The 21,930-nt window shown below is 45.8% G+C and carries 17 protein-coding genes; 6 read left to right on the top strand and 11 right to left on the bottom strand.

Annotation, left to right across the window (positions count from 1 at the left end):
• The 3 genes from BZA03_RS11970 to glmU form a co-directional block, all read right to left on the bottom strand.
• Complete coding sequence (locus tag BZA03_RS11970; RefSeq protein ID WP_110288951.1) at window positions 1–813, bottom strand: DeoR/GlpR family DNA-binding transcription regulator; 813 nt, start codon at window positions 811–813, stop codon at window positions 1–3.
• Window positions 814–1,010: 197 nt separating this feature from the next.
• On the bottom strand, window positions 1,011–2,051 hold the full coding sequence (locus BZA03_RS11975) for a Gfo/Idh/MocA family oxidoreductase (RefSeq protein ID WP_110288901.1): 1,041 nt from the start codon (window positions 2,049–2,051) through the stop codon (window positions 1,011–1,013).
• A 289-nt stretch (window positions 2,052–2,340) separates the two neighbouring features.
• Entirely contained in the window at window positions 2,341–3,699 is a 1,359-nt protein-coding gene (glmU, locus tag BZA03_RS11980; protein WP_110288902.1) for a bifunctional UDP-N-acetylglucosamine diphosphorylase/glucosamine-1-phosphate N-acetyltransferase GlmU, read from the bottom strand.
• Between the two features lie 237 nt (window positions 3,700–3,936).
• Here glmU and BZA03_RS11985 point away from each other — a divergent pair, with 237 nt between their 5' ends.
• The gene (locus BZA03_RS11985; RefSeq protein ID WP_110288903.1) at window positions 3,937–5,358 is read left to right on the top strand and encodes a sensor domain-containing diguanylate cyclase; all 1,422 of its coding nucleotides are present in this window, start codon (window positions 3,937–3,939) and stop codon (window positions 5,356–5,358) included.
• 17 nt (window positions 5,359–5,375) lie between these two features.
• Here BZA03_RS11985 and BZA03_RS11990 read toward each other — a convergent pair whose 3' ends face one another.
• The 3 genes from BZA03_RS11990 to BZA03_RS12000 are packed head-to-tail and all read right to left on the bottom strand — an operon-like array spanning window position 5,376 to window position 8,299.
• Window positions 5,376–6,260, bottom strand: a complete 885-nt coding sequence (locus BZA03_RS11990) for a DMT family transporter (RefSeq protein WP_110288904.1) — start codon at window positions 6,258–6,260, stop codon at window positions 5,376–5,378.
• A 33-nt stretch (window positions 6,261–6,293) separates the two neighbouring features.
• Window positions 6,294–6,842 (bottom strand): methylated-DNA--[protein]-cysteine S-methyltransferase, encoded by a 549-nt coding sequence (locus BZA03_RS11995; RefSeq protein WP_110288905.1) that lies wholly within the window; start codon window positions 6,840–6,842, stop codon window positions 6,294–6,296.
• Window positions 6,843–6,856: 14 nt separating this feature from the next.
• Window positions 6,857–8,299, bottom strand: coding sequence for a DNA-3-methyladenine glycosylase 2 family protein (locus BZA03_RS12000; RefSeq protein ID WP_110288906.1), 1,443 nt, complete (start codon window positions 8,297–8,299; stop codon window positions 6,857–6,859).
• 299 nt (window positions 8,300–8,598) lie between these two features.
• On the opposite strand from BZA03_RS12000, the gene BZA03_RS12005 reads away from it, so the two are divergent.
• On the top strand, window positions 8,599–9,747 hold the full coding sequence (locus BZA03_RS12005) for a serine hydrolase (protein WP_039229068.1): 1,149 nt from the start codon (window positions 8,599–8,601) through the stop codon (window positions 9,745–9,747).
• A 43-nt stretch (window positions 9,748–9,790) separates the two neighbouring features.
• Here the strand turns inward: BZA03_RS12005 and speA are convergent, their stop codons facing one another.
• The 5 genes from speA to BZA03_RS12030 all read right to left on the bottom strand — a co-directional run bounded on the left by speA (window position 9,791) and on the right by BZA03_RS12030 (window position 15,310).
• Entirely contained in the window at window positions 9,791–11,701 is a 1,911-nt protein-coding gene (gene speA, locus BZA03_RS12010) for a biosynthetic arginine decarboxylase (RefSeq protein WP_014951242.1), read from the bottom strand.
• 158 nt (window positions 11,702–11,859) lie between these two features.
• Window positions 11,860–12,282: a hypothetical protein gene (locus tag BZA03_RS12015; RefSeq protein ID WP_014951243.1), complete on the bottom strand. Its 423-nt coding sequence runs from the start codon at window positions 12,280–12,282 to the stop codon at window positions 11,860–11,862.
• A 186-nt stretch (window positions 12,283–12,468) separates the two neighbouring features.
• On the bottom strand, window positions 12,469–13,857 hold the full coding sequence (locus BZA03_RS12020) for an NAD(P)(+) transhydrogenase (Re/Si-specific) subunit beta (RefSeq protein WP_014951244.1): 1,389 nt from the start codon (window positions 13,855–13,857) through the stop codon (window positions 12,469–12,471).
• An 11-nt stretch (window positions 13,858–13,868) separates the two neighbouring features.
• On the bottom strand, window positions 13,869–14,150 hold the full coding sequence (locus tag BZA03_RS12025) for an NAD(P) transhydrogenase subunit alpha (RefSeq protein WP_014951245.1): 282 nt from the start codon (window positions 14,148–14,150) through the stop codon (window positions 13,869–13,871).
• Window positions 14,151–14,152: 2 nt separating this feature from the next.
• Window positions 14,153–15,310 (bottom strand): NAD(P) transhydrogenase subunit alpha, encoded by a 1,158-nt coding sequence (locus tag BZA03_RS12030; RefSeq protein WP_110288907.1) that lies wholly within the window; start codon window positions 15,308–15,310, stop codon window positions 14,153–14,155.
• Between the two features lie 541 nt (window positions 15,311–15,851).
• On the opposite strand from BZA03_RS12030, the gene BZA03_RS12035 reads away from it, so the two are divergent.
• The 4 genes from BZA03_RS12035 to BZA03_RS12050 all read left to right on the top strand — a co-directional run bounded on the left by BZA03_RS12035 (window position 15,852) and on the right by BZA03_RS12050 (window position 21,867).
• On the top strand, window positions 15,852–18,758 hold the full coding sequence (locus BZA03_RS12035; protein ID WP_014951247.1) for a TonB-dependent receptor: 2,907 nt from the start codon (window positions 15,852–15,854) through the stop codon (window positions 18,756–18,758).
• A gap of 84 nt (window positions 18,759–18,842) precedes the next feature.
• Window positions 18,843–20,411 carry a tryptophan halogenase family protein gene (locus BZA03_RS12040; RefSeq protein ID WP_110288908.1) on the top strand — a complete coding sequence of 523 codons (1,569 nt, stop codon included), beginning with the start codon at window positions 18,843–18,845 and terminating at the stop codon, window positions 20,409–20,411.
• Window positions 20,412–20,437: 26 nt separating this feature from the next.
• Window positions 20,438–21,181 carry a SapC family protein gene (locus BZA03_RS12045; protein WP_110288909.1) on the top strand — a complete coding sequence of 248 codons (744 nt, stop codon included), beginning with the start codon at window positions 20,438–20,440 and terminating at the stop codon, window positions 21,179–21,181.
• The gene (locus BZA03_RS12050) at window positions 21,160–21,867 is read left to right on the top strand and encodes a DUF6445 family protein (protein ID WP_110288910.1); all 708 of its coding nucleotides are present in this window, start codon (window positions 21,160–21,162) and stop codon (window positions 21,865–21,867) included. The genes BZA03_RS12045 and BZA03_RS12050 overlap by 22 nt, the downstream gene beginning before the upstream one ends.
• The last annotated feature ends 63 nt before the right edge of the window (window positions 21,868–21,930 follow it).

Below are 21,930 nucleotides of genomic sequence, written 5' to 3' on the forward strand. Positions count from 1 at the left end.
TTATTCTCCACTTGGCGCTGCAATAAGTACTGTCACGCCCTGATTTTCAATATTAAGTTTGTCTTGTTCACTAATGCCTTCATCAGTGATCAAAACAGAAATGTTTTTCCAGCTTAGCTCTAGGTTAGGCATTTTATGCGTTAATTTCTTTGAACTGGCTACTATAACCACCTTACTCGCCGCCACAGCCATGGCGCGGGTTACACCAATAAGCTCGTTAAAAGTGGTGGTGCCTCTGGTGACATCTATGCCCGCGGCACCAATAAACGCAATGTCAAAACTATAGGCACTAACCAACTGTTCAGCCATCGCGCCTTGAAACGACTGAGATTGGGCATCCCATGTGCCCCCTACCATTAACACCGTCGGCTCTTTTTCACTTTGAGTAAGGTAATTGGCAGTTGATAACGTGTTGGTCATTACCACTAAATCATCGATATGTGATAAATGGGGTAAGATGGATGCGGTGGTAGACCCGCAGTCTATAACGAGCTTATTGCCCGGTTTGACCAAGCTCGCTGCAAGTTGGCCTATAGCGTTAATTGCTGGGCTAGCAGTTGAATTTGTGAAAGGGTCATTGGTAATAAACTGAGATGGCCCAGCATTTGAGTTGGTAGATGATGGTACAGGTACTGCGCCACCAAACTGTCGAATCAGTAAACCTTGCTGCGAAAGGGCTGCGAGATCTTTTCTAATGGTGACTTCAGACGTAGCAAAACGCACGGCCAAATCTTCAACTTGTGATTGACCATGCTCTTTCACCCACGCCACTATCTGCTGGCGGCGCTGTTCAACTGATTTACTACTTTTCAATATAACCTCATGCTCTTGCCGCCTTCTCGCTAAACCTTCCTGTACGCGTTGTTCCAATTGAGAACAAGCCATGAAACGTCTGCAAAACAGTCCGCAAACACATCTTCAACATTCAATCATAACTTTCAAAACGAAAGTTATTAGTTTTAAAGTGAAAGCATCGTAAGTTAAATTGAAACAACGATCAAGATAATTGTTTAATTAAACGCCAGCGATTTCTTTTGAGCACTCGCTTTTATGGCTAGCTCAATGACTTTGATAACAGGTACGACCGTACTCGCGTCAGCCGGCGAGAATTTACCGTCTTCAATAGCGTGAGCAAGCCGATTGAAAAACGTGAGATATTCACCCTTCAATGTTGTCACCGTCTCTTCAACTAGCTGGCCGCTTTCATTGACCACAGCTAGCACGCCATGCTCGTTGTCTTTTGTAATCGCCCAGTGTTCATCATCAAAGGATAGCTCTGCACGCAATTGATCTTCTTGCGGATCTAAATAGAACTTTCGAAAGCTGCCTTTTGTGCCTTGCAAGTCGTAGCGCAATGTTGCTCCTGCCTGAAAAGCTGAACTACCTAGCTTTACAACTTTATCAACATAGTGAAGTGTTACATCGAACGTGTCATCTGACTGCCCATTTTCACGCAAGGCCTGTATGCTTGCCGACACTTTTTCCGGCTCGCCGAAAAGCTGTAGCGCCTGGTCGATTAAGTGGGGACCTAAATCCCAGAAGATACCGCTTCCTGGCCCTGCATTTTCACGCCATCTGTCTCGTGGTACTGGGCGAAATCGATCGAAGCGGCTTTCCAAACGTTTAATGTCGCCAAGTTTTCCATCGTTAATTAGCTGCTTAATCGTAAGAAAATCGCCATCAAAACGTCTGTTGTGATAAACACAAAGCTGTTTATTTTGAGAATGTGCAAGCTCTACTAAAGCTTCTGCTTCTTCACTATCTAATGTAAATGGCTTTTCTACCAATACGTGACAGCTGTGCTCTAATGCCAGTTTCGCCTGTGGCCCATGAAGGTGATTTGGGGTTGTAATAACCACCAAATCTACATCGTGAATTTTAAGCGCTTCTTCCAACGAGCCATACACTTCAGCATGGGGTAAAACTGCGTTAACCACATCAGGTTTTGAAGAGATAACCACATCGACAGAGAACTGCGGTAGATAATTTAGAAATGGCAAATGAAAGGTTGTGGCGGAAAATCCAAAGCCAACCAGAAGTGTAGATATCATCGCATATCCTTGTGTAACGAGAATTAAGAAGTAAGTAAACACACACTATCAGTAATGATAGATAGGGGAAACCTTAGATAGTTCATTATTTAGAAGACAGATAGCTGAATGAGTTGCGTTTACAGCGACACAGTAGACGTTAATTTAAGCCCTCTGATTTTGTCATCTTTCTGACTGGGCGATAGTTTGATGGGACTGAAGAAGAAACTGGGCTAGCTAATCACTATTTGTGTTTGCCAGCCCTATCTCATCATGTAACCCGTTAGCGAGCTTTAATTAGGGTACGTCTTTATTTTTTGGTCGGGCGCGGCCAATTTGGAATATTGCGCTGCTTACCGCGGGCAACGGCTAGCGCGTCTTCGTCTACGGTTGACGTGATCACGGAACCAGCACCTACAGTAGCCCCTTTGCCAATGTTTACAGGCGCGACAAGCGACGAGTTTGAGCCGATAAAGGCATTGTCGCCGATGACAGTTTTGGACTTGTTCACACCGTCGTAGTTACAGGTAATTGTGCCTGCGCCAATGTTCGCTTTGGCCCCCACTTCTGCATCGCCTAGGTAGGTTAAGTGATTCGCTTTGGCGCCCTCGCCTAAAATAGCCTTCTTCATTTCCACGAAGTTACCCACTTTGGCATTTTTCTGCATTACTGCACCAGGGCGTAGTCGAGCGAAAGGCCCGACCGTACAGGCTTCACCTACACTGGCTTCTTCAACAATAGAATTAGCTTCGATTACAGCGTTATCGGCAATAGTACAGTTGCGCAGAATACAGTTTGCACCAATGTCGACGTTGCTACCAAGTGTCACCTTACCTTCAACAATAACGTTAACGTCGATAATTACGTCGTTTCCGGTTTCAAGCTGGCCGCGTAAGTCAAAACGAGCAGGATCCAGCAAGGTCACGCCATTGGTCATTAGCTCCTCGGCTTGGCGACGCTGAAGCGCGCGCTCCAGGTTAGCTAACTGCAAACGATTATTAACGCCTTCCACTTCTACCGCAGACTGTGGCTGTGCTGACTGAATTCGCTTGCCTTCGGCCGCTGCCATGGCAATAACGTCGGTAAGGTAATACTCACCTTGCGCGTTATCATTGCTTAACTCGCCCAACCAGCGCTTAAGATCAGCACCAGACATCATCATCATACCGGTGTTAATTTCTTTAATTTCACGCTGGGCATCAGTGGCGTCTTTGTGCTCAACTATCGCGGTAATGTTGTCATTCTCACGAATAATACGGCCCATGCCTGTGGGGTCGTCTAGATTTACAGTGAGCAGTGCTAAATCACAGCTTTCCTTCACAGCTTTTAACGCACTTAGTGTCTCTTCGCGAATAAGTGGCGCGTCGCCAACCAGAACAAGCACGTCTTCATTGTCTTTAATATGAGGTGCCGCTTGCTGAACAGCGTGGCCTGTACCTAACTGTTCGGCCTGTAAGCACCAGTTTAGATTGTCTTCAACAACCGTTGCCTTTAGTTGGTCGCCGCCATGACCGTAGACCAAATGAATATTGTCAGCACCCAGTGATTTTACTGTGTTGATAATTCGCTGCACCATAGGCACACCACCTACTTTGTGTAACACCTTGGGCAACGACGATTTCATACGAGTACCTTTACCCGCCGCTAAAACAACCACTGAGAAAGCCATATAATTCCTTTATTTCGCAAAGAGAATGAAAATCGGAGCATAGTGTAACCAAGGGAATAGCATATGTCAGCGGTTCATTCGTGATAAAAAGCTATTTGCAGAGTGCGAAAACTAGGTGTTTTCCTTCATTGTTATTTAGTCTAAAGTTAATGATAGTCACCTAGTAGTTCAATATTGCAACAGGTATACTTACAATTATAGGTAAAGTTCAGTCAGGCAAGGGAGCATGCGTAGTCTGTGAACACATTTAGAACACTGCATAGAAGCATTTTAGTGTTGTTTGCGGTAGTGGTTGTCGCTATCGTTACACTGGTGCACTTTAGTATTTCCAAGATTGTTGCCGAGCAGAGTCGAGCGCAACAACAGTCACTTTCGCCCGCGATATCGCTTATTGTGGAGCAACTTCTCAAACCATTACATATCTCTGAAGCCTTGGGGCACTCTACGGAACTGGTAGACTTGATGGATGGAGAAACGATTGATCAAGAGGCTGTTTTTAAGACACTGGATCGTCTTGAAAATGAGTTCGGGTTATCTTTCTTTATTGCCAGCGAGGCAGATAGAAAACAATATAATTCAGATGGCAGCATTATTAACCTTATTGAAGGGGAAGTAAGCTGGTATTTCAAGTTCAAGGACTCCCCTACCGATGCCGTAGCAGATATCGGTAAATGGGAAGATACCCATTTTTATATTGATATAAAAATTCACGATGAAGATGGCCGCTTCTTAGGCTTCTTTGGTGTTGGCAAAAGCTTGCGTAGCTTTATCGAGGTATTTGATACCTACAAGCAAGAGTACGGCTACGATTTTCTATTTGTAGACGGTGAAGGTGACATTATGTTGTCTTCCGACCCTAACCTTATCGCGTCTTACTCTGAGTTCACTAATTTGTCTGAACTTCCGTGGTACGCCAGTCTTCCGTTGACTATTCAAAACGAGCAAGCGCTCAATAACAAACTAGTTACTATCGATCAGAACGATTTCCTTATTGCCGAAGTAAAGCTAAATCAATTTGGCTGGACGGTGTTCTTACTCAGCCCTCTTGAAGAGCGTCAGGCAGAAATTTCACAGGCATTTATCTTCAGCGTGGTTACTTTACTGGTTGTTGTATTTTCGCTGTTTTTACTTATCTACAATTTGCTGTACTACTTCAGAAAGGACATGCAGCCCGATTTAGTTGTTCGACACACTAATCGTCTGCCAGAAAAAGAGAACCTGCAGCTTATTTACAAAACCTTGCTAGCTGAACATAAGTCATTAAGTGTGATGCTAATAAGTGTTGATGATTTTTCTGACATTGTCGACGCCCACGGCAGAAACACCGGCGACGACTTGTTAGATAAAGTTGTGGCATATTTGGCTGAGCACTTGCGCGAGCAAGACGTTCTGGGCAGATGGAGCAGCGCCGAATTCATTATTTTACTGCCGCATACTGGCCCACATGTAGCATTTGATATGGCGCAAAACCTTCGCCACGGTATTGCGACCTTACCGCCGCTACAAGAGTTACCTGAACTGCTTATTACGGCGTCTATTGGTATATCTTACACCGCGTCCCCACGCGCTATGCACGAAGTAACAGCGCACGCGGAAGATGCGCTTTATCAAGCGAAGCGCGACGGCAGCAATTTAGTAAGAATGCAGCTGATAGACTAGCGTCTATCAGCCGTATCTTAAGCGGGTTTAACCTTAAGGCGTTTTCGCTTGAGAACGCCTGTGGTTAGTGCCACTCCGAAAAGAATCATTAAACCACCCACAATGGTTTGAATTGATAAGTGCTCTTGCAAGAACAATACACCCCAAATAATGCCAAACAATGGTACTAAGTAGGCTACCGTAATAGCCTTTGCCGGGCCGATATCGGCAATCAGTTTGAAATATAGAATATACGCTATTCCCGTCCCGCCAACCGCGAGTGCAACTGCATTTATCCATGCATTCACGCTTGGCATGGCATCTGGCAAGGTTGCAAGTGCAAACGGCGCTAGCATCACGCTGGCCATGGCCTGGCTACCTGTTGCAACAACTAAGGGTTTAACCCCCTGCAGCCATTTCTTCATCATACACGCGGCAATGCCATAACCTGTTGTGGCTAAAAGCGCAGTGAGAATGGGAAGAAAGCTAATATCTCCCTCGCCGAGCTTTTGCTGACTAATAACAGTTACGCCAACAAAGCCAACAAACAACCCAGCTACTGCAGATTTCGTTAGTTTGTCACCTAACCACAGCCAGGCAACAATAGCGCCGAACATGGGAGCTGTGGCATTTAGAATGGCATTAACTCCTGCCTCTAAATGCAGACTGCTGTAATTAAAAAGAACAAATGGAACCGCCGTATTAGCCATGCCCACCAGCGCAATGGCCAACCAGTGGCGTTTTATGTCTTTTACCGGCCCCCGTATTAACAGCAATGGTAGCAATACCGCTGTAGCAAGCACGGTACGAATGGCTACTAATACATAAATGCCAAATTCTGGTGCGGCAACACGCATGAAAATAAATGAACCGCCCCAGATACCGGCTAACACCAGCAGCGAGATAATGTCTCTTATTGCCATTCTTTTATCACCATTTTCTTATCACCCATTCTTTTATAGCCCCAGCACCCCTTGGGCTCCTTCTAAATTAAGTAAATACTGCTTACGCGGTAAACCACCTGCGTAGCCCGTTAGGGTTTTATTACTTCCGATTATACGATGGCAAGGTACAACAATAGCAATAGGGTTACGACCATTTGCCATACCCACGGCGCGGACAGCTTTTGGGTTGCCAATGGCTTTTGCGATATCTAAATAGCTAGCGGTTTCGCCGTATTTAACGTGCTGCAAAGCATCCCACACCTGATTCTGAAACGCCGTACCTTTAGGGCAAAGCGGTAGGTCAAACTCGCGTAACGTACCGTCAAAGTATGCTTGTAACTGACTGCACGCTGCTTCGGTGATGGCGTTTTTTTGCGAATGAAAGTCGTTGCTTAGCACGCTTTCTTGCGCTGCAGTTTCTCTGCCTATACCACCCTGCTTCGCGTTGGCCGTATTATCTGATTCAGCGGCACTCACGAACTCGATAGCCGTTATGCCTTCATCAGTGGCTTCAACTTTAACAAGCCCCTGTATGCTGTTCACGAAATCTGTATATTTCATACTTACGACTCTCTTTACTGATTGCTTAACTGCCACAATTGAAGGGTTAAATAGCTGCGCCAAGGTGCCGCTTTTTCAGGCGCTATGGGGTACTGCTGCGCCATTTTACGAACGATTAAATCACCGCCAAGGTAAATATCAGGGTTTCTCTCCCCCCGCATTTTTAAATAGTCGAGCGTCCACGGCCCCACGCCTTTAATGGCGAGTATGTCTTCATGGCTTGGCATGTTACCGTTTATGAATAAACGAGCAAAGTGACGTACAGCCTCTTTTCTCGCCTGTGGCATACGTAAGAATTCAAGACTGTTTTCGGCCACACTTTCAGGCGAGGGAAAGCTGTAGCGTTCACTCGTTATAGATTCAAGACCGTTTGACGGGAGCGCATCAGATACCGTTTCGCCCAGCTGATGTACCAGTAAAGTCACCTGGCCAATAGCCGCTTTTACACTAACTTGCTGGCCTACAATCGCCCGGCAGCCGCTTTCAAATACGCTCCATGCACTGGGAAGGCGTAGCCCAGGCGTTAACTTGCTCGGCGGTAACCCAGACTGCAATAGGCTTTGTTCAATTAAAAGCGGGTCAGCGTGAAGATCTAGTACCTGCTTTATATTTTCAATTATCGTATGAAGACGACCTAATTCAGACATGTCGATGAGAAGTTTGAATCCGTGGCGCGCCTCGTCGTGAATGGCTTTAAAAAAGCCTAAACTTTCATTGCATGAAAAGTATCGTTCATAGCTCTCGTTCGTTACTCGTTCCATGCCCTCAATAGCGCGAGTTGCCAAGAAATCTCGTACATAAGGCCAATTGTACGGCGGCCGATAAGAAAGAAATAAAGAGATAGCCTTTTGTTGAACCGGCTCTTTTTTTCTAAGCTGGGTAGGAGACGTAGCGCAATATTGCTCTATGGCCCGCTGCAGTTGTCTCAGTGATTGATAGCCTGCCGTAATTGCGATATCTGTCATAGATAAATGAGTTTGTTGAATAAGCTGCTTTGCAAACAAAGTGCGCTGCATATTTTGAAACTGCTTAGGCGGTATGCCCACAGCATTGACGACCAACTTATTAAGGTAACGCTCACTAATACCCAACCGCATAGCAATATCCGCAACGCGCTCAATGGGAATAACAGATAGCAGCGACAACGCTCGGTTAATCGTTGCGCCCACGCCTTTCCACGCCGCTGAACGAGGCGCACTGTCAGGCCTGCAGCGAAAACATGGACGATAACCATGTGCCATTGCCTGTGTGGCGTGTTGAAAGTAAGTCACATTCTCTTCTTTAGGAAGTCGCGCTGGACAGATTGGCCTACAGAAAATACCGGTTGTTTTTACTGCCACAAAAAATCGTCCGTCAAAGCGCGGATCTCTGCTAAGCCTTGCTTTTGAAAGCACTGACTCAGCAGTTGTTGAGTTTTCTGAAGCCCTCATGTCTGAGACAAAAAGATTGTCTGGCATTAGAATGCGCTTCCCACCTGTCGTTTATCACCTTTATCTAGTGTATCGTGCATTGGCCCTGTTGGTGCGACAAAATCAGAACTCAATAATTACAAACCTTGCTAGTCGAACTTTTCTTCCTTTCTTGCATATTCTTACAACGGTTCGCTTACCGCTAGAATAAATCAAATCATTGAAGAGATAGTGAGCATAATTAGCGACATTTGATCATTGGAGCAGCTAAACGCATAATAATGCGATAATAATAATGAGCGCCTGATGGATGTATCAGAAAACCACAGGCTTAACGAGCTGACTGTATGCTGAACTCTTTGCGCACCTTCAAGCTGCGCCTGTCTAAAATTTGGCTGATAGCGATGCTAATGGTCATTACACAAAGCGCTTTTGCGGATTGGCTTGATGACTATGCTAGTTACGTTCAAAAGGAAGCCTCAAAATACAACGTGCCTGGTTATGCGTTTGTGTTTTATGAACAGGGCAAAGCGCCAAGGGTTTACGTATATGGAAGTACCCGCAAACGCGGCGGAGAGAAAGTTACAGAGAACACAGTATTCAGGTTAGCTTCTGTTTCAAAAACCTTTACTGCGTTGTTGTCAGCTAAACTTGTAGAAAAAAACCAGCTTAGCTGGGAAACACCGATAACCACCTTATTACCCGACATTCCTTTTAAAGGCAAAGGAATGAATGCGCTGCAACTGCAACATATCGTTGGCCAATCTAGTGGCTTTATGCCCAACGCTTACGACAACCTTATTGAAGCTGACTACTCGCTGGAGCGCGTGCTTAAATCCCTGGGCGAGCTTGAACCACTGTGTGCGCCGGGTGAATGCTATACCTATCAAAATGCACTCTTTGGTGCGCTGGAATACTACTTCAGCAACAATAATACCTCTTACTCACGACAGCTTCAGGCCAACCTGTTTGCACCACTAGGTATGAAAACAGCCAGTGTTGGAAAAGGCGGATTGCTTGCATCAGAATCATGGGCTCAACCTCATATTGCTATCGCCAGAAATAAATGGCGCGAAGGAAAGGTAGAAAGCAACTACTACCGGTTCTCTCCAGCTGCTGGCGTTAACGCTAGCATTTCAGATATGACGATTTATCTGCAAGCGCTGCTAGGCGAGTTCCCCACGGTCATATCCGATGAAATGGTGGACTATGTCACTACAGAGCGCGTGAAAACGAAGCGCGAAACCTACCGCAGAGGTTGGCGCGGCATGATTGACGATGCTCACTATGGTTTGGGTTGGCGTATTTACGACTTAAATGGATTACAGCTTAACTATCATGGGGGTTGGGTAAAAGGCTATCGTGCTGACGTGGCGTTTTTGCCTGAACACAAAGTTGGCTATGTGATGCTGATGAATGCAGAGTCGAATATGATTAATTCAACGACAGCCGAGTTTTGGAAGCGTTACTTGAAAAAAGCCGACGCAGATAAGTAATATCGGCATCGGCTTTTCGGTACTTTCATTCAGATATTAAACGCTACTGTTTTAGATAGGTATAACCTGCCAAACAGTTTTCGTAAAAATCAGTCCAGCGAACCCCTTCACGAGGGTTCAATTTTCCGTCCCACACTTGCTTGTCTATCATGCGTTTTACGTCTGATGCCATTGCGCGCGGGTTATACTGCATAACGTTAAGAACATCTTCTACCGATGAACCCTTCACCACTTCTTCAATGTAAAAGTCTTCAGGATCGTCGTCATAGCTGTAAATATGCACTTCATTTAAGCGACCAAACAAGTTGTGCATGTCGCCCATAACGTCTTGATAAGCGCCCGTTAAGAACAAACCAATGTAGTACGGCTCATCTTTCTTAAGTGGGTGCATTGGCAGTACGTCAGTAATTTCACGGCCAATAGTGAACTGATCAATTTTACCGTCGCTATCACAGGTAATATCCACTAGCGAGCAATTAACCGTTGGCTCTTCATTCATACGAATAAGAGGCACTACCGGCAGCAGCTGGTCGATGGCCCATGTATCAGCAGCCGACTGGAATACAGAGAAGTTACAAAGGTACTGAGACGACAAACTGTAATCTAGCTCTTGAAGCTCTTCTGGAACATATTCTTCGTTGCGATACCACTGCTGTAAGCGACCCATAATTTGCCAGTACAGCGTTTCGATTTTGCCCAGCTCTTCAAGTGACAACACGCGTAATTTAAATGCATCTAGCGCTTGCTCTTTATACTGCGACGCATCGTTGTAAATTTCATGCATGTTCGTTTGTTCATCAAACGTGTCTGCAAGTTCGCGCATATTCTTAAGGAAGAAGTGTTCACCCGCTTTTGCTGATGTATCCATTTGCGACGCATTCGACTTAATTTCGCCCACAATTTCCGTGATAACACAGCTGTGATGCGCAGTGATTGCACGTCCACTTTCACTAACCAGATGCGGATGCGGTACGCCTTCAAGGTCGCACATTTCCTTCATGCCATAGACAACGTCAGCCACATACTCCTGCATGCTGTAGTTACGCGACGATTCATTAGTTGAATTACTGCCGTCGTAGTCGATACCAAGGCCACCACCTACATCAACATAATCTAGCTCGAAGCCCATTTTGTGAAGGTCTGCGTATATACGCGCGCCTTCGGTTACCGCTTCTTTAACCGCACGAATGTCTGTTAATTGGCTACCAATATGGAAATGCAGCAGCTTTAAGCAGTGCGCCATGCCTTGCTCTTCAAGGTAGCGGGCTGCGTTAATGATCTCAGTAATGGTTAAACCAAATTTCGCACGTTCACCACCAGAGCTTTCCCACTTACCACGACCTTTCACCGTCATTTTTGAGCGCACACCAATGATAGGATCGATATCCAGCTCTTTGGCTATTTTTACCAGAAGAAGAAGCTCGGTGTATTTTTCAACTACTACCACAACGCGGCGACCCAGCTTTCTTCCTAACAGCGCAAGACGCATAACTTCGTCGTCTTTATAACCATTTAGGATAGTCAGCGACTCTTCGTTGGTATTCATGGCAAGCACAGTCAGAAGCTCGGCTTTTGACCCCGCTTCTAAGCCATAGTTAAATGGCTTGCCCGCATCGACGATTTCCTCAACGACTTCGCGCATTTGGTTTACTTTTACCGGATACACACCTTGGTACTGGCCTTGGTATTCGGCTTCTTCGATGGAGCTTCTAAATGCTTTGTTCAAGCCCGCAACTTGCGAGCGCAGAATATCGTGGAAGCGCACAACAACAGGAAACTGTACGCCTTCTTTGCGGATATCTTCAATTACCGAATTAAAGTCGATTCGAATGCTAGGATCTTCAGGAACAGGGGTAATATGGACGTTGCCGTTTTCACCAATTTGAAAATAGCCGCCACCCCATTGAGACACGCCATAGACGCGCTCCGCTTCTTCGATGCTCCAATCTGACAATTTATTCACCTATTTGTAAGTGGGCTAGGCCAATACCTAGCATAGAAAGTGCGAAAATAAGCAGCGTATTATAGTCAACGTAAGACTGAACGCGATAGTTGTTGCGATATAAAATATCTATTGTCGCGACGAATTTTGTTTATCGAACGCGGGCTTTTTTAGCCTATCCAAGTTCGAACATAATCTAAAACGACGTTATCTGCTTTTTCTTCACAATGGGTTATAAACTCTGAGATGCTTTGAGTACGTTCAAGTTCAAATCCCAGTTTAATTGATGGCGCGCTAAAAAACTTCTCTGCAATGTGATCAGCATCTGTTGCTTCATCTTCCAGCCATGTCTCGCTGAGCTGACTTCGCCTATCTAACTTAATGGGCGCTTTTATTTGATTGAAGGTATCAGAATTGGGGATTTGCCAACTACGCATGTCTACAAATAAGTGAAAGGGTCTGCCTTTACGGGTTTTCAAGCAATCAGAAAGCTTAGCAAGGTACTGAATGTTCGTGGACATATCCCACTTACCGCGAAGCGTGACCAAAATACAATTTCTAAACGGCTCAATATGAAAAGGGGTCGTAGACATTTACTCGTACATCTCTATGCGACTATATGAATAGCTAACTCAACATCTATGGCATTCACATACTAGAGCTGATAAGCATCAACTACAACTATAGTTGAGTACTTTATAATTAAGTTTAATACCCGATAAAAAGGCCTGTGTTTTAAACAGGCCTTTTTAGAAGATGTCTCAAAGAGATACGCTGTATTAGTCGTCTCCGAACTCGCGAATAATGCTGTTAATAGTGTCTTTAGCGTCACCCAGAACCATGCGCGTGTTGTCTTTGAAAAACAGCGGGTTGTCTACACCGGCAAAACCGGCATTCGCAGAACGCTTAAGTACAAAGACCGTTTTCGCACGGTGTGCTTCGATAACTGGCATTCCGTAAATAGGGCTGCCTTTCATCTCTTTGGCTGCTGGGTTAACTACATCGTTTGCACCGATAACAATAACCACGTCATAGTTTTCCATACGAGGGTTAACGTCATCCATCTCGTATAGTTGGTCATAAGGCACGTCAGCTTCTGCCAATAACACGTTCATGTGGCCCGGCATACGCCCCGCTACAGCGTGAATGGCGTAGTCAACCGTACAGCCATTTTCCTCTAGCAACGACTGAAGTTCACGTACCGCATGCTGCGCTTGCGCAACCGCCATACCATAACCAGGCACCACCAGTACTGCTTGCGCTGCTTCTAATACATAAAATGCATCTTGCGCCGACAGTACTTTAATCTCGCCTTCTATTTTTTCGCCGGCCTCGACTGGCTTGGCAAAGCCAGACAACAACACATTCATCAATGAACGGTTCATGGCCTTACACATAATATTGGTAAGAATTAAGCCTGACGCGCCTACTAATAAGCCGGTAACAATCAATATTGTGTTGCCTGTAGCAAGACCTGCCGCCGACGCTGCTACACCTGAGTAACTATTTAACAGCGCAATAACCACCGGCATATCTGCACCACCAATTGAAATGGTAGCCCACAAGCCGAAGCTTAGTGACAACGCAATAGCACAGTATATCCAAAGTGGGTTGCTTGGGTCGGTAGTAAAGAAATAACCAATCACCACCATGCCAATTAGATGCAAGATGCTTAGCTCGCGAAGCCCTGTGAAAATAACGGCTTTAGAGCTCATTTTTCCTGACAACTTACCCCAGGCTACCACCGAGCCAGAGAACGTAATGCCCCCAACTAAAATTGTGAAAAACAGGGTAATAAAAGTAAACGCACTTTCAGTTTTAAGAGTAATTAGGCTCATTCCGGCTAATGTTGCCCAACCCAGAAGCAATGACGCTGCGCCACCAAAGCCATTAAATAACGACACCATTTCTGGCATTGCCGTCATTTCAACGGTCTTAGCTTTCCATGCACCAAAGGCGCCACCAATAACAAAACCTAGCAGGATGTAATGATAGCTAATAATCTGCTGGTCAAGCAGGGTGACGACGACAGCAACCAGCATACCAATGGCAGAAATAAAGTTACCTTTTTTCGCGGTATCTGGATGGCTAAGTAACTTAAGTCCTAGTATAAATAGTGCCGCAGCTACTACGTACGCAAGGTTTATTACGGTTACGATATCACTCACTTGCGTACTCCTTATTTATCTTTTTTCTTGAACATGCCAAGCATGCGATCAGTAACGAGATAACCACCCACCACGTTGATGCTGGCCAGCGCCACCGCTGCGGTACCAAGAATGGTCGTTAGCAAGTTGTTGTCACTACCCGAGGCTACCAATGCTCCCACTAACGTAATACCCGATATCGCGTTAGAGCCTGACATTAAGGGTGTATGTAAGGTTGCTGGGACTTTTCGAATTAACTCAAAACCCAAAAAAGCAGCCAGTAGCACGATGAAAAGTAGGTAAATGATTTCCATGATTAGGCTCCTTTGTATGCGTTGTTAAGCATGTCGTTGGTGATGCTACCGTCGTGGGTAATAACACAGCCGGCCAGAATGTCGTCTTCTAAATTCAGCCTAAAGGTTTTGGTTTCATCGTCGAAGAACTCATCCACAAGGTTGTAGATGTTATTGGCGTACATGTCGGTGGCGGCTTTAGCCACATACTGGCTCCAGTAACCATTACCAATTACCTTTACACCGTTAACTTCAACGGTTTCGCCAGCAACCGAACCTTCAACATTACCACCTGATGTTGCGGCCATATCTACAACCACACTGCCCGGCTTCATGAGTGCTAATGTATCTTTTGATATGAGCACTGGTGGTTTGCGACCAAATAACTGCGCTGTCGTAATAACAATGTCAGAGTCGGCAATCGCGTCGCGTTGCGCTTCTTGCTGCTTCGCTTTTTGTTCATCGGTCAGTTCTTTTGCATAACCGTCCTTCGTTTGGCCTGTTTCCCCAATGTCGATCTTAAGGAATTTGCCACCTAGCGATTCTACTTGCTCAGCCACCACAGGGCGGGTGTCATAAGCAAGTACGTTTGCGCCTAAGCGTTTCGCGGTTGCTATAGCTTGAAGACCCGCTACGCCAGCTCCAATAATAAATACCTTTGCTGGTTTTATTGTTCCTGACGGAGTCATCATCATAGGTAATATTGATGGCAACTGATTCGCCGCCTGCATCACCATTACGTAACCCGCAAGACTCGCTTGCGAGCTCAATGCGTCCATTTTTTGTGCACGAGAAGAACGAGGGATCATCTCTACAGAAATAGCGGTTAGCCCCTTTTCTGCAATAGACTCAACAAGCGATTGCTGAAAGAAAGGGTCGAGATGGCCTACCACAATGGCCCCTTTTTTCATCAACGCTAGCTGTGCATCGGTGGGTTTGTTCACCGCCACGAGCATATCTGCTGTTGATAATGCATCATTCACATCATCGATGACAGTTACGCCTACATCTTTGTATTCTTTATCTGAATACCCTGAGTGTACGCCTGCTCCTGCTTCAAGCAGTAAGGTCGCCCCTTTTTTCACCAGACGCTGTGCACTACTAGGTGTAGCCGCACATCGCTTCTCCACATTATTTAGCGGATCTGGCGCTTTTGACTCATTCAATATTATGATTTTCACACGCTTCTCCTCACATTCCGGCTATCCGAGAATGACACCCTTTAAACAGTACTAAGCCATTTTATTCACTTATGCCTAGCATTCTCTAGCTAAATCAAAAACAGAACATGCAATTTCTGTATTTATTTTGCTTCGAATAGCACCCCTTATTCCGCTTATTTTTCAAGCGAAACTGCGGCAAAGCTACGCTATATGGGCATACATCACTAGTATCATTTACTTACGAGTCATAACTAATATTTATATAGAAATGGCATACAGGTGATAAATGAAGTAGATAAAGAAGCATTTATTCTGTGAATACATTAATAATTGTGCGTTTTTTAAACACACGTAAAGGTGGATTACGCTAATCGATGTCGAAGAAATCACCCCTTTTAAATAAGGTGACTCAATTAATTTAAAAAATTGTTAAATAAATTTGGGGGATTTTACAAACCGTGTCGTCTTGATGAATTAACAGCGAAATGCTGTGAGAGAAAGCCAAGTGGGGTGCACACCATAAGGCGCATTAAAATTAACGATTAGGACACACACCATCATGTATAGGAAAACCAAGCTTGCATGCTCAGTGGCAGCAGTTTTAGCGTCGGCTATTTCTGCGAATAGTGCATTTGCCCAAGACGCGCAACCCAATAAAGACGTAGAAGTGATTGAGGTAAGTGGTATCCGCTCATCGGTTGCAAAATCGATGGATGTTAAACGCAGCTCTGCTGGCGTAGTCGACGCCATTAGCGCAGAAGACATCGGTGATTTTCCCGATACCAACTTAGCTGAATCACTACAGCGTATTACCGGCGTATCTATCGACCGTTCAGGCGGTGAAGGCCAGCTAATTACCGTACGTGGTTTTGGACCACAGTTTAACACCGTGTTGGTAAATGGCCGTCAAATGGCGTCTGAAAACGATTCGCGTGCGTTCAGTTTCGACACGATTGCTTCTGAGTTAGTAAGCAGCCTTGATGTGCATAAAACGTCAACGGCCACAATGCAGTCTGGTGGTGTAGGCTCTACCATTAATATTAATACCGCGCGCCCGTTCGCATTAAACGGTTTTAAAATGGCGGGCTCGGTAAAAGGCGTGTACGACGAAAATAGCGAAGAAACTACGCCGCAATTTTCTGGTCTTATTAGCAACACGTTCAATGACGACACCTTCGGTGTATTACTTGCCGTTTCACACCAAGAGCGTGAGACTCGCTTAAACCAGGCTCAGATGGACGGTTGGCTAGAGAACGTTGGCGTGCCAAACCCTGTTACGCAGTCAGGCGACGCTTGGACAGGCAATGTATTTTCACCGCGAAACTACGATCACAAAGTGACCTTTGAAGAGCGTACCCGAACAAACGCTAATCTTGTATTCCAATATGCACCTAACGACAAACTGGTAGTAACTGCTGACGCACTGTATTCAGATTTTGACGTAGAGTCTGAAGCAACGTCGTACGGCCACTGGTTTACCGCGCCTAACATTCAGGGTGTAGGTGATGACGGCAGCCTGTTTGATGAAAACGGCAATCGCCGCAGCCCAACGGTTGATGCAAACGGTACTATTGTCGATTTATACCAAGAGGTAGGTTTGGCGACCGATATGCACGCCAAAACGTTCGACCGTTTAACTGATACCTATGCCATAGGCCTTAACTTTGATTACCAGTACTCTGATAATCTGAATTTATCGTTTGATTTAAGTCATTCAGAAGCCGAACGCGAAGCCAATAATGGTGGCGGCGATCAGCTTTCACTTATTGGTTATGCCAACCGCGTACGATTCCAAGTAGATGACAACATTTTACCAGTTGCCAGCATGTTCGCTTCGCCTAATGACAATATTTATAGCGGACAACAAGAACTAGATGGCGCGATTGTTACTGGTCCTGACGGATTCCCTATATACAACCCTGCGCTGACACCTGATGGTGTGAGCAATCATCTTGATGAAGCTAACAGCCGAGCTCACGTAATGCTGCGTCGAGGCTGGGCGGTAGAAGATGAAGTGAGCCAGCTGCGCTTTGACGGCGAATACGTAACCGATGGCAGCGGCCTAACTGAAATTCGCTTTGGCGCACAGTACAGCACCGAAACCAAATCACTTACCCGTTGGGACAATGAAGGTGTAGGTATTCACTGTACTTACTGTGGTTACCCAGACTTGCCTGAGATCCCAGCAGGCAGCCAATACGTTTTTGACGCAGGCAGCGATTTTCTTTCTGACGTAAGTGGTAGCGGTCGCATGCCCACCTCTTGGCTTGCCCACGATGGCGAAGCCAACTTTGCGTTTTTAGAATCTTACTATCAAAGCGTAAATGGTGATTCGATTAGTTTTGATGCGGTGCGCCGTAACAACAGCTTTGAAGTTGAAGAAGATATTATCTCTACCTATATGGAATTCGACTTTGAAGGCGAAGTTGCAGACATGTTCTTAAGCGCAACCGCTGGTGTGCGTTATGAAATGACGGATGTGACGGTTAACGGAACGCAAGCGCCAATAACGGGCTTAACGATTCTGGATCAGACCGAAATGCTGGCTGGTTTTGGTGATGCGCAGAGTATTGCCACTGAGTCTGATTACGACGTGCTATTACCTAACTTCAGCGTACGTTTGGAAATTACCGACGACTTAATTGCGCGCTTTGCGGCGAGTTCAACTATTACTCGTCCTACGCTTAACAGCATGTCGCCGGTGACAGTAATTACAACCACCCGCCAAGGTGGTGATTTAACGTCTACCAGTGGTAACCCTGCACTAGAGCCATTCAAATCGGACAACTTAGACTTGTCGCTAGAGTATTACTATGACGAAGCAAGTTATGCATCAATTGGTTACTTCAGAAAGTTGGTATCGAACTTTATTGTTAATAGCCAAGAAGACAAAACCTTCGAGCTTGCTGACGGCAGCTTGCTAACCGACCCTTCTACAGGCACTAACGCTAGCGCCCCAGATGCGGGTGACGACGTTGCTGTGTTTACCAATACTCTGCCAAATAACGGTGAAGACGCAACGGTAGACGGCTTCGAGCTTGCGCTTCAGCACACTTTCGATAATGGCTTTGGGGTGCTTGCCAACGGAACTATCGTTGACAGTGACGCCGAACTCGATCCATTCGATATTAATCAGGTATTTGCACTAACCGGGTTAAGCGATTCTTACAACTTGGTGGCATTTTATGAAACTGACGATTATCAAATTCGTCTTGCCTATAACTGGCGTGATGAGTTCGTTCAGTCGTTAACACAAGGGCAGGGTGACGGCCCAACCATTGTTGAGTCTTATCAACAGCTTGACATTAGCGGTAGCTACAGCGTGACAGACAATGTAGAAATCTTCTTTGAAGGTATTAACCTTACAGAAGAGTTTGTACATAAACGCGGTCGCTTCTCTAATCACTTGCTGTTGGTTGAAGACAGCGGCAGACGTTGGGCCTTCGGTGTGCGCGGAAACTTTTAGTTTCGCGTAATTGGGGCCGGCATTTGTTGGTCCCACATTCGTGGCTACCATTTGGTAGCCACAGTTTTTATTCAGGAAATCAGTATGACAACAGCAACTCCCATAACGCACATTGTAGTAGTTGGTGGCGGTAGCGCAGGGTGGCTAACGGCTGGTCGTATTGCAGCGCAACATCAATGCGCTACCCGCAAAGACATTAAAGTAACCTTAATAGAAAGCCCCAATGTGCCTATTATTGGCGTGGGCGAAGGCACCTGGCCAACCATGCGCTCAACACTAATTGCATTGGGTATTAGCGAAACCACTTTCATCAAAGAATGCGACGCCACATTCAAGCAAGGAGCAAAGTTTGCTAAGTGGACCACTGGTGAAGAGCACGATTTTTACTACCACCCTCTCATGCTGCCCCAAGGGTTTTCGCAAACAAATTTAGGTCCTTACTGGCAGACTGTAGCACCAGAATTAAACGAGTCTTTTTCCCATGCAGTATGTGTTCAGGAATCGATATGCGAAGCAGGATGTGCACCTAAAAGCATACGCCACGCAGAGTTTGCAGGCACCGCAAACTATGCTTATCACCTAGATGCAGGAAAATTTACCGCCTTTTTAACCAAACACTGCACTGAAAAACTAGGTGTACACCATGTGCTGGCCGACGTTAACCGCATCGAAAGCAGCAATAACGGCGATATCAAAGCCCTTCATACCGAGCAAGGGGTAAAAGTAGAAGGCGACCTCTTTGTTGACTGTACCGGCTTTAAATCTATGCTGCTCGGCGAACACTACAAGGTGCCGTTTATTCCCTGTGACGATGTACTTTTTATCGACCGAGCATTAGCAGTACACGTGCCTTATGACACCCCGCAAAGTCCTATTGCATCCCACACTATCTCCACCGCACAAGACGCCGGTTGGATTTGGGATATCGGTTTGCAGTCACGCCGAGGTGTAGGCCACGTCTATTCCAGTAGGCATCAGAGTAAAGATGACGCCTATGCTCGCTTAGACACATACGTTCGCCAAACCAGCACGTTAAACGGCATAGATGGGATAAACGTAAAAGACATTACTATTCAAAGCGGACACAGGCAGCGCTTTTGGCAAAATAACTGCGTGGCTGTTGGGCTAGCGGCGGGCTTTCTAGAGCCGTTAGAAGCCTCAGCGCTTGTACTGGTGGAGCTGTCTGCCTCAATGATCGCCGAACAGTTGCCAGCAAATCGAGCCGTAATGGATATTGTGGCGAAGCGCTTTAATGACACCTTTTCTTACCGTTGGCAGCGAATTATCGACTTCTTAAAGCTGCATTACATGTTGAGTAAGCGAGAAGACAGCGCATTTTGGCGGGACAATCGCGATAGTCATACTATTCCGGATTCATTAAAAGAATTACTCGCACTGTGGCAATACCACCCACCTAGTGACAAAGACTTTACCAGCAACAACGAGGTATTCCCCGCGGCAAGCTATCAGTATGTCCTGTACGGTATGGGGTTTACCTCAGATTTAGGCGCACATCAGCAATGGGTGAACGCCGACTTTGCTAAGCAACAGTTGATGCAGAACAGAAAAGCTCGCGGCATGGCGGTGGAGAAACTGCCTAAACATCGCGAACTTATTAATAAAATTCACCAATTCGGCCTGCAGGCCGTTTAACGTAAATCAATAAGCAGGGCCTACGTATGACTCACATGGTTGCCATTAATAATAAACAACATGCAGATTTGAAAGTAACCGACAATGCATTGTCACTCAGTGCCAATCAGCACCTTGTTCCTGTGGTGGTCTCTGAGCTAAACAAGCTAGTGGTGCATTATCCCGTGGTGATCACCAAGTTTGACGACTCAGGACAATTTGGCTTATCTGCCTTATTAGGTTTTGAAGAAAAAGAAAACCTATTTTGGCAACAAGGTGAATGGGATGCGGTTTATATTCCCGCACAGTTTGAACGCCTGCCTTTTTATGTAGGAACGGAAGCGCAAAGCGCTGACAGCAGCAACCGGGTGCTGTGCATTGATATGGATAACGCTTCAGTAAGCGAAGAAAAAGGCACACCGCTTTTTGATAACACGGGAGAGCCCAGTAACTACCTGTTAGAAAAGCAGCAGATCCTTGCTCAGCTTCTTGACGGTGAAACGCAAAATCAACGTTTTATTGCCGCGCTGCAACAGCACAATCTTATCACACCATTCACCCTAGATATTACCTTTGAAAACGAAAGCAAAACGTCTATAACAGGGTTATATACCATTGATGAAGATAAGCTAGCGGCGCTTAGTGCTGACGCGATTGCTGATTTGCATGCACAACACATGCTGCAAAGCATTTACACGCTCATAGCGTCAAACGCACAAATCTATGCCCTTATCGACAAAAAGAACAAGGCGAATAAAAACGCAGACGCATGGTTTCAAACTACAAATTGATTAAGGTTGGTGAGCAAGCCACACCGATTGTTGTTATCGATGGTTTCATACCAGACCCGCTGAGTTTGGTAGAAACAATTGCTCAACACCACCCGTTTACAAAACGAGATGGCGACTTTTATCCGGGGGTGAGAAGTCACCCGCCCCAGGAGTATGTCGAACACCTACATACCTCGCTTCCGCTGCTGTTTAGCCAACTTGCTTCGCATAATGGGCTACAAGATTTTGGCGTGGAAAAGCCGCTTCAAATACCCCTAGTGCAACTTTCCATAGCCAATCAAGCGCCGAAAAGTTTATCGCCCATTCAATGTATTCCGCACATCGATACGCAGAAGGATAATGAATGGGCATTGGTGCACTATCTGTTTAGCGCACCTTTGGGCGGTACTGCATTCTATCGACATATTGAAACGGGGTTAGAGCGGGTTAATGCAGCGCAATACGAAGGCTATTTTAAAACCTTAAAACGTCAAGCCACCAGCGTAGGGTTACCACCTAAAGCGTACATAAACGGTGATACCGCCATGTTCATCCAAATCGCCCGCATTGAGCCTATGTTTAATCGCGCCGTGTTGTATCCAGCCAACTTGCTGCACAGCGGCTGTTTACCTAACGATATTTCGGATTCTGTTGATGTGAAAGAAGGCAGGCTAACCGCAAACGCCAGTATCACGTTTAAAGGGTAAAACGCTCAGCCCTAATAATGAGGGCTATGAAAACTTCAGATAGCGATTTGCGATAGCTGCCTT

Source organism: Alteromonas sp. I10 (assembly GCF_003201515.1).
Lineage (GTDB): Bacteria > Pseudomonadota > Gammaproteobacteria > Enterobacterales > Alteromonadaceae > Alteromonas > Alteromonas macleodii.

Bases quoted from the DNA above. Each gene is read 5' to 3' on its own strand.
- BZA03_RS12040 (WP_110288908.1), top strand. From the start codon at position 18,843: ATGACAACAGCAACTCCCATAACGCACATTGTAGTAGTTGGTGGCGGT.
- BZA03_RS12035 (WP_014951247.1), top strand. From the start codon at position 15,852: ATGTATAGGAAAACCAAGCTTGCATGCTCAGTGGCAGCAGTTTTAGCG.
- BZA03_RS12045 (WP_110288909.1), top strand. From the start codon at position 20,438: ATGACTCACATGGTTGCCATTAATAATAAACAACATGCAGATTTGAAA.
- glmU (WP_110288902.1), bottom strand. From the start codon at position 3,699: ATGGCTTTCTCAGTGGTTGTTTTAGCGGCGGGTAAAGGTACTCGTATG.
- BZA03_RS12025 (WP_014951245.1), bottom strand. From the start codon at position 14,150: ATGGAAATCATTTACCTACTTTTCATCGTGCTACTGGCTGCTTTTTTG.
- BZA03_RS11975 (WP_110288901.1), bottom strand. From the start codon at position 2,051: ATGATATCTACACTTCTGGTTGGCTTTGGATTTTCCGCCACAACCTTT.
- BZA03_RS11995 (WP_110288905.1), bottom strand. From the start codon at position 6,842: ATGAAATATACAGATTTCGTGAACAGCATACAGGGGCTTGTTAAAGTT.
- BZA03_RS12015 (WP_014951243.1), bottom strand. From the start codon at position 12,282: ATGTCTACGACCCCTTTTCATATTGAGCCGTTTAGAAATTGTATTTTG.
- BZA03_RS11990 (WP_110288904.1), bottom strand. From the start codon at position 6,260: ATGGCAATAAGAGACATTATCTCGCTGCTGGTGTTAGCCGGTATCTGG.
- BZA03_RS12005 (WP_039229068.1), top strand. From the start codon at position 8,599: ATGCTGAACTCTTTGCGCACCTTCAAGCTGCGCCTGTCTAAAATTTGG.
- BZA03_RS12050 (WP_110288910.1), top strand. From the start codon at position 21,160: ATGGTTTCAAACTACAAATTGATTAAGGTTGGTGAGCAAGCCACACCG.
- BZA03_RS12000 (WP_110288906.1), bottom strand. From the start codon at position 8,299: ATGCCAGACAATCTTTTTGTCTCAGACATGAGGGCTTCAGAAAACTCA.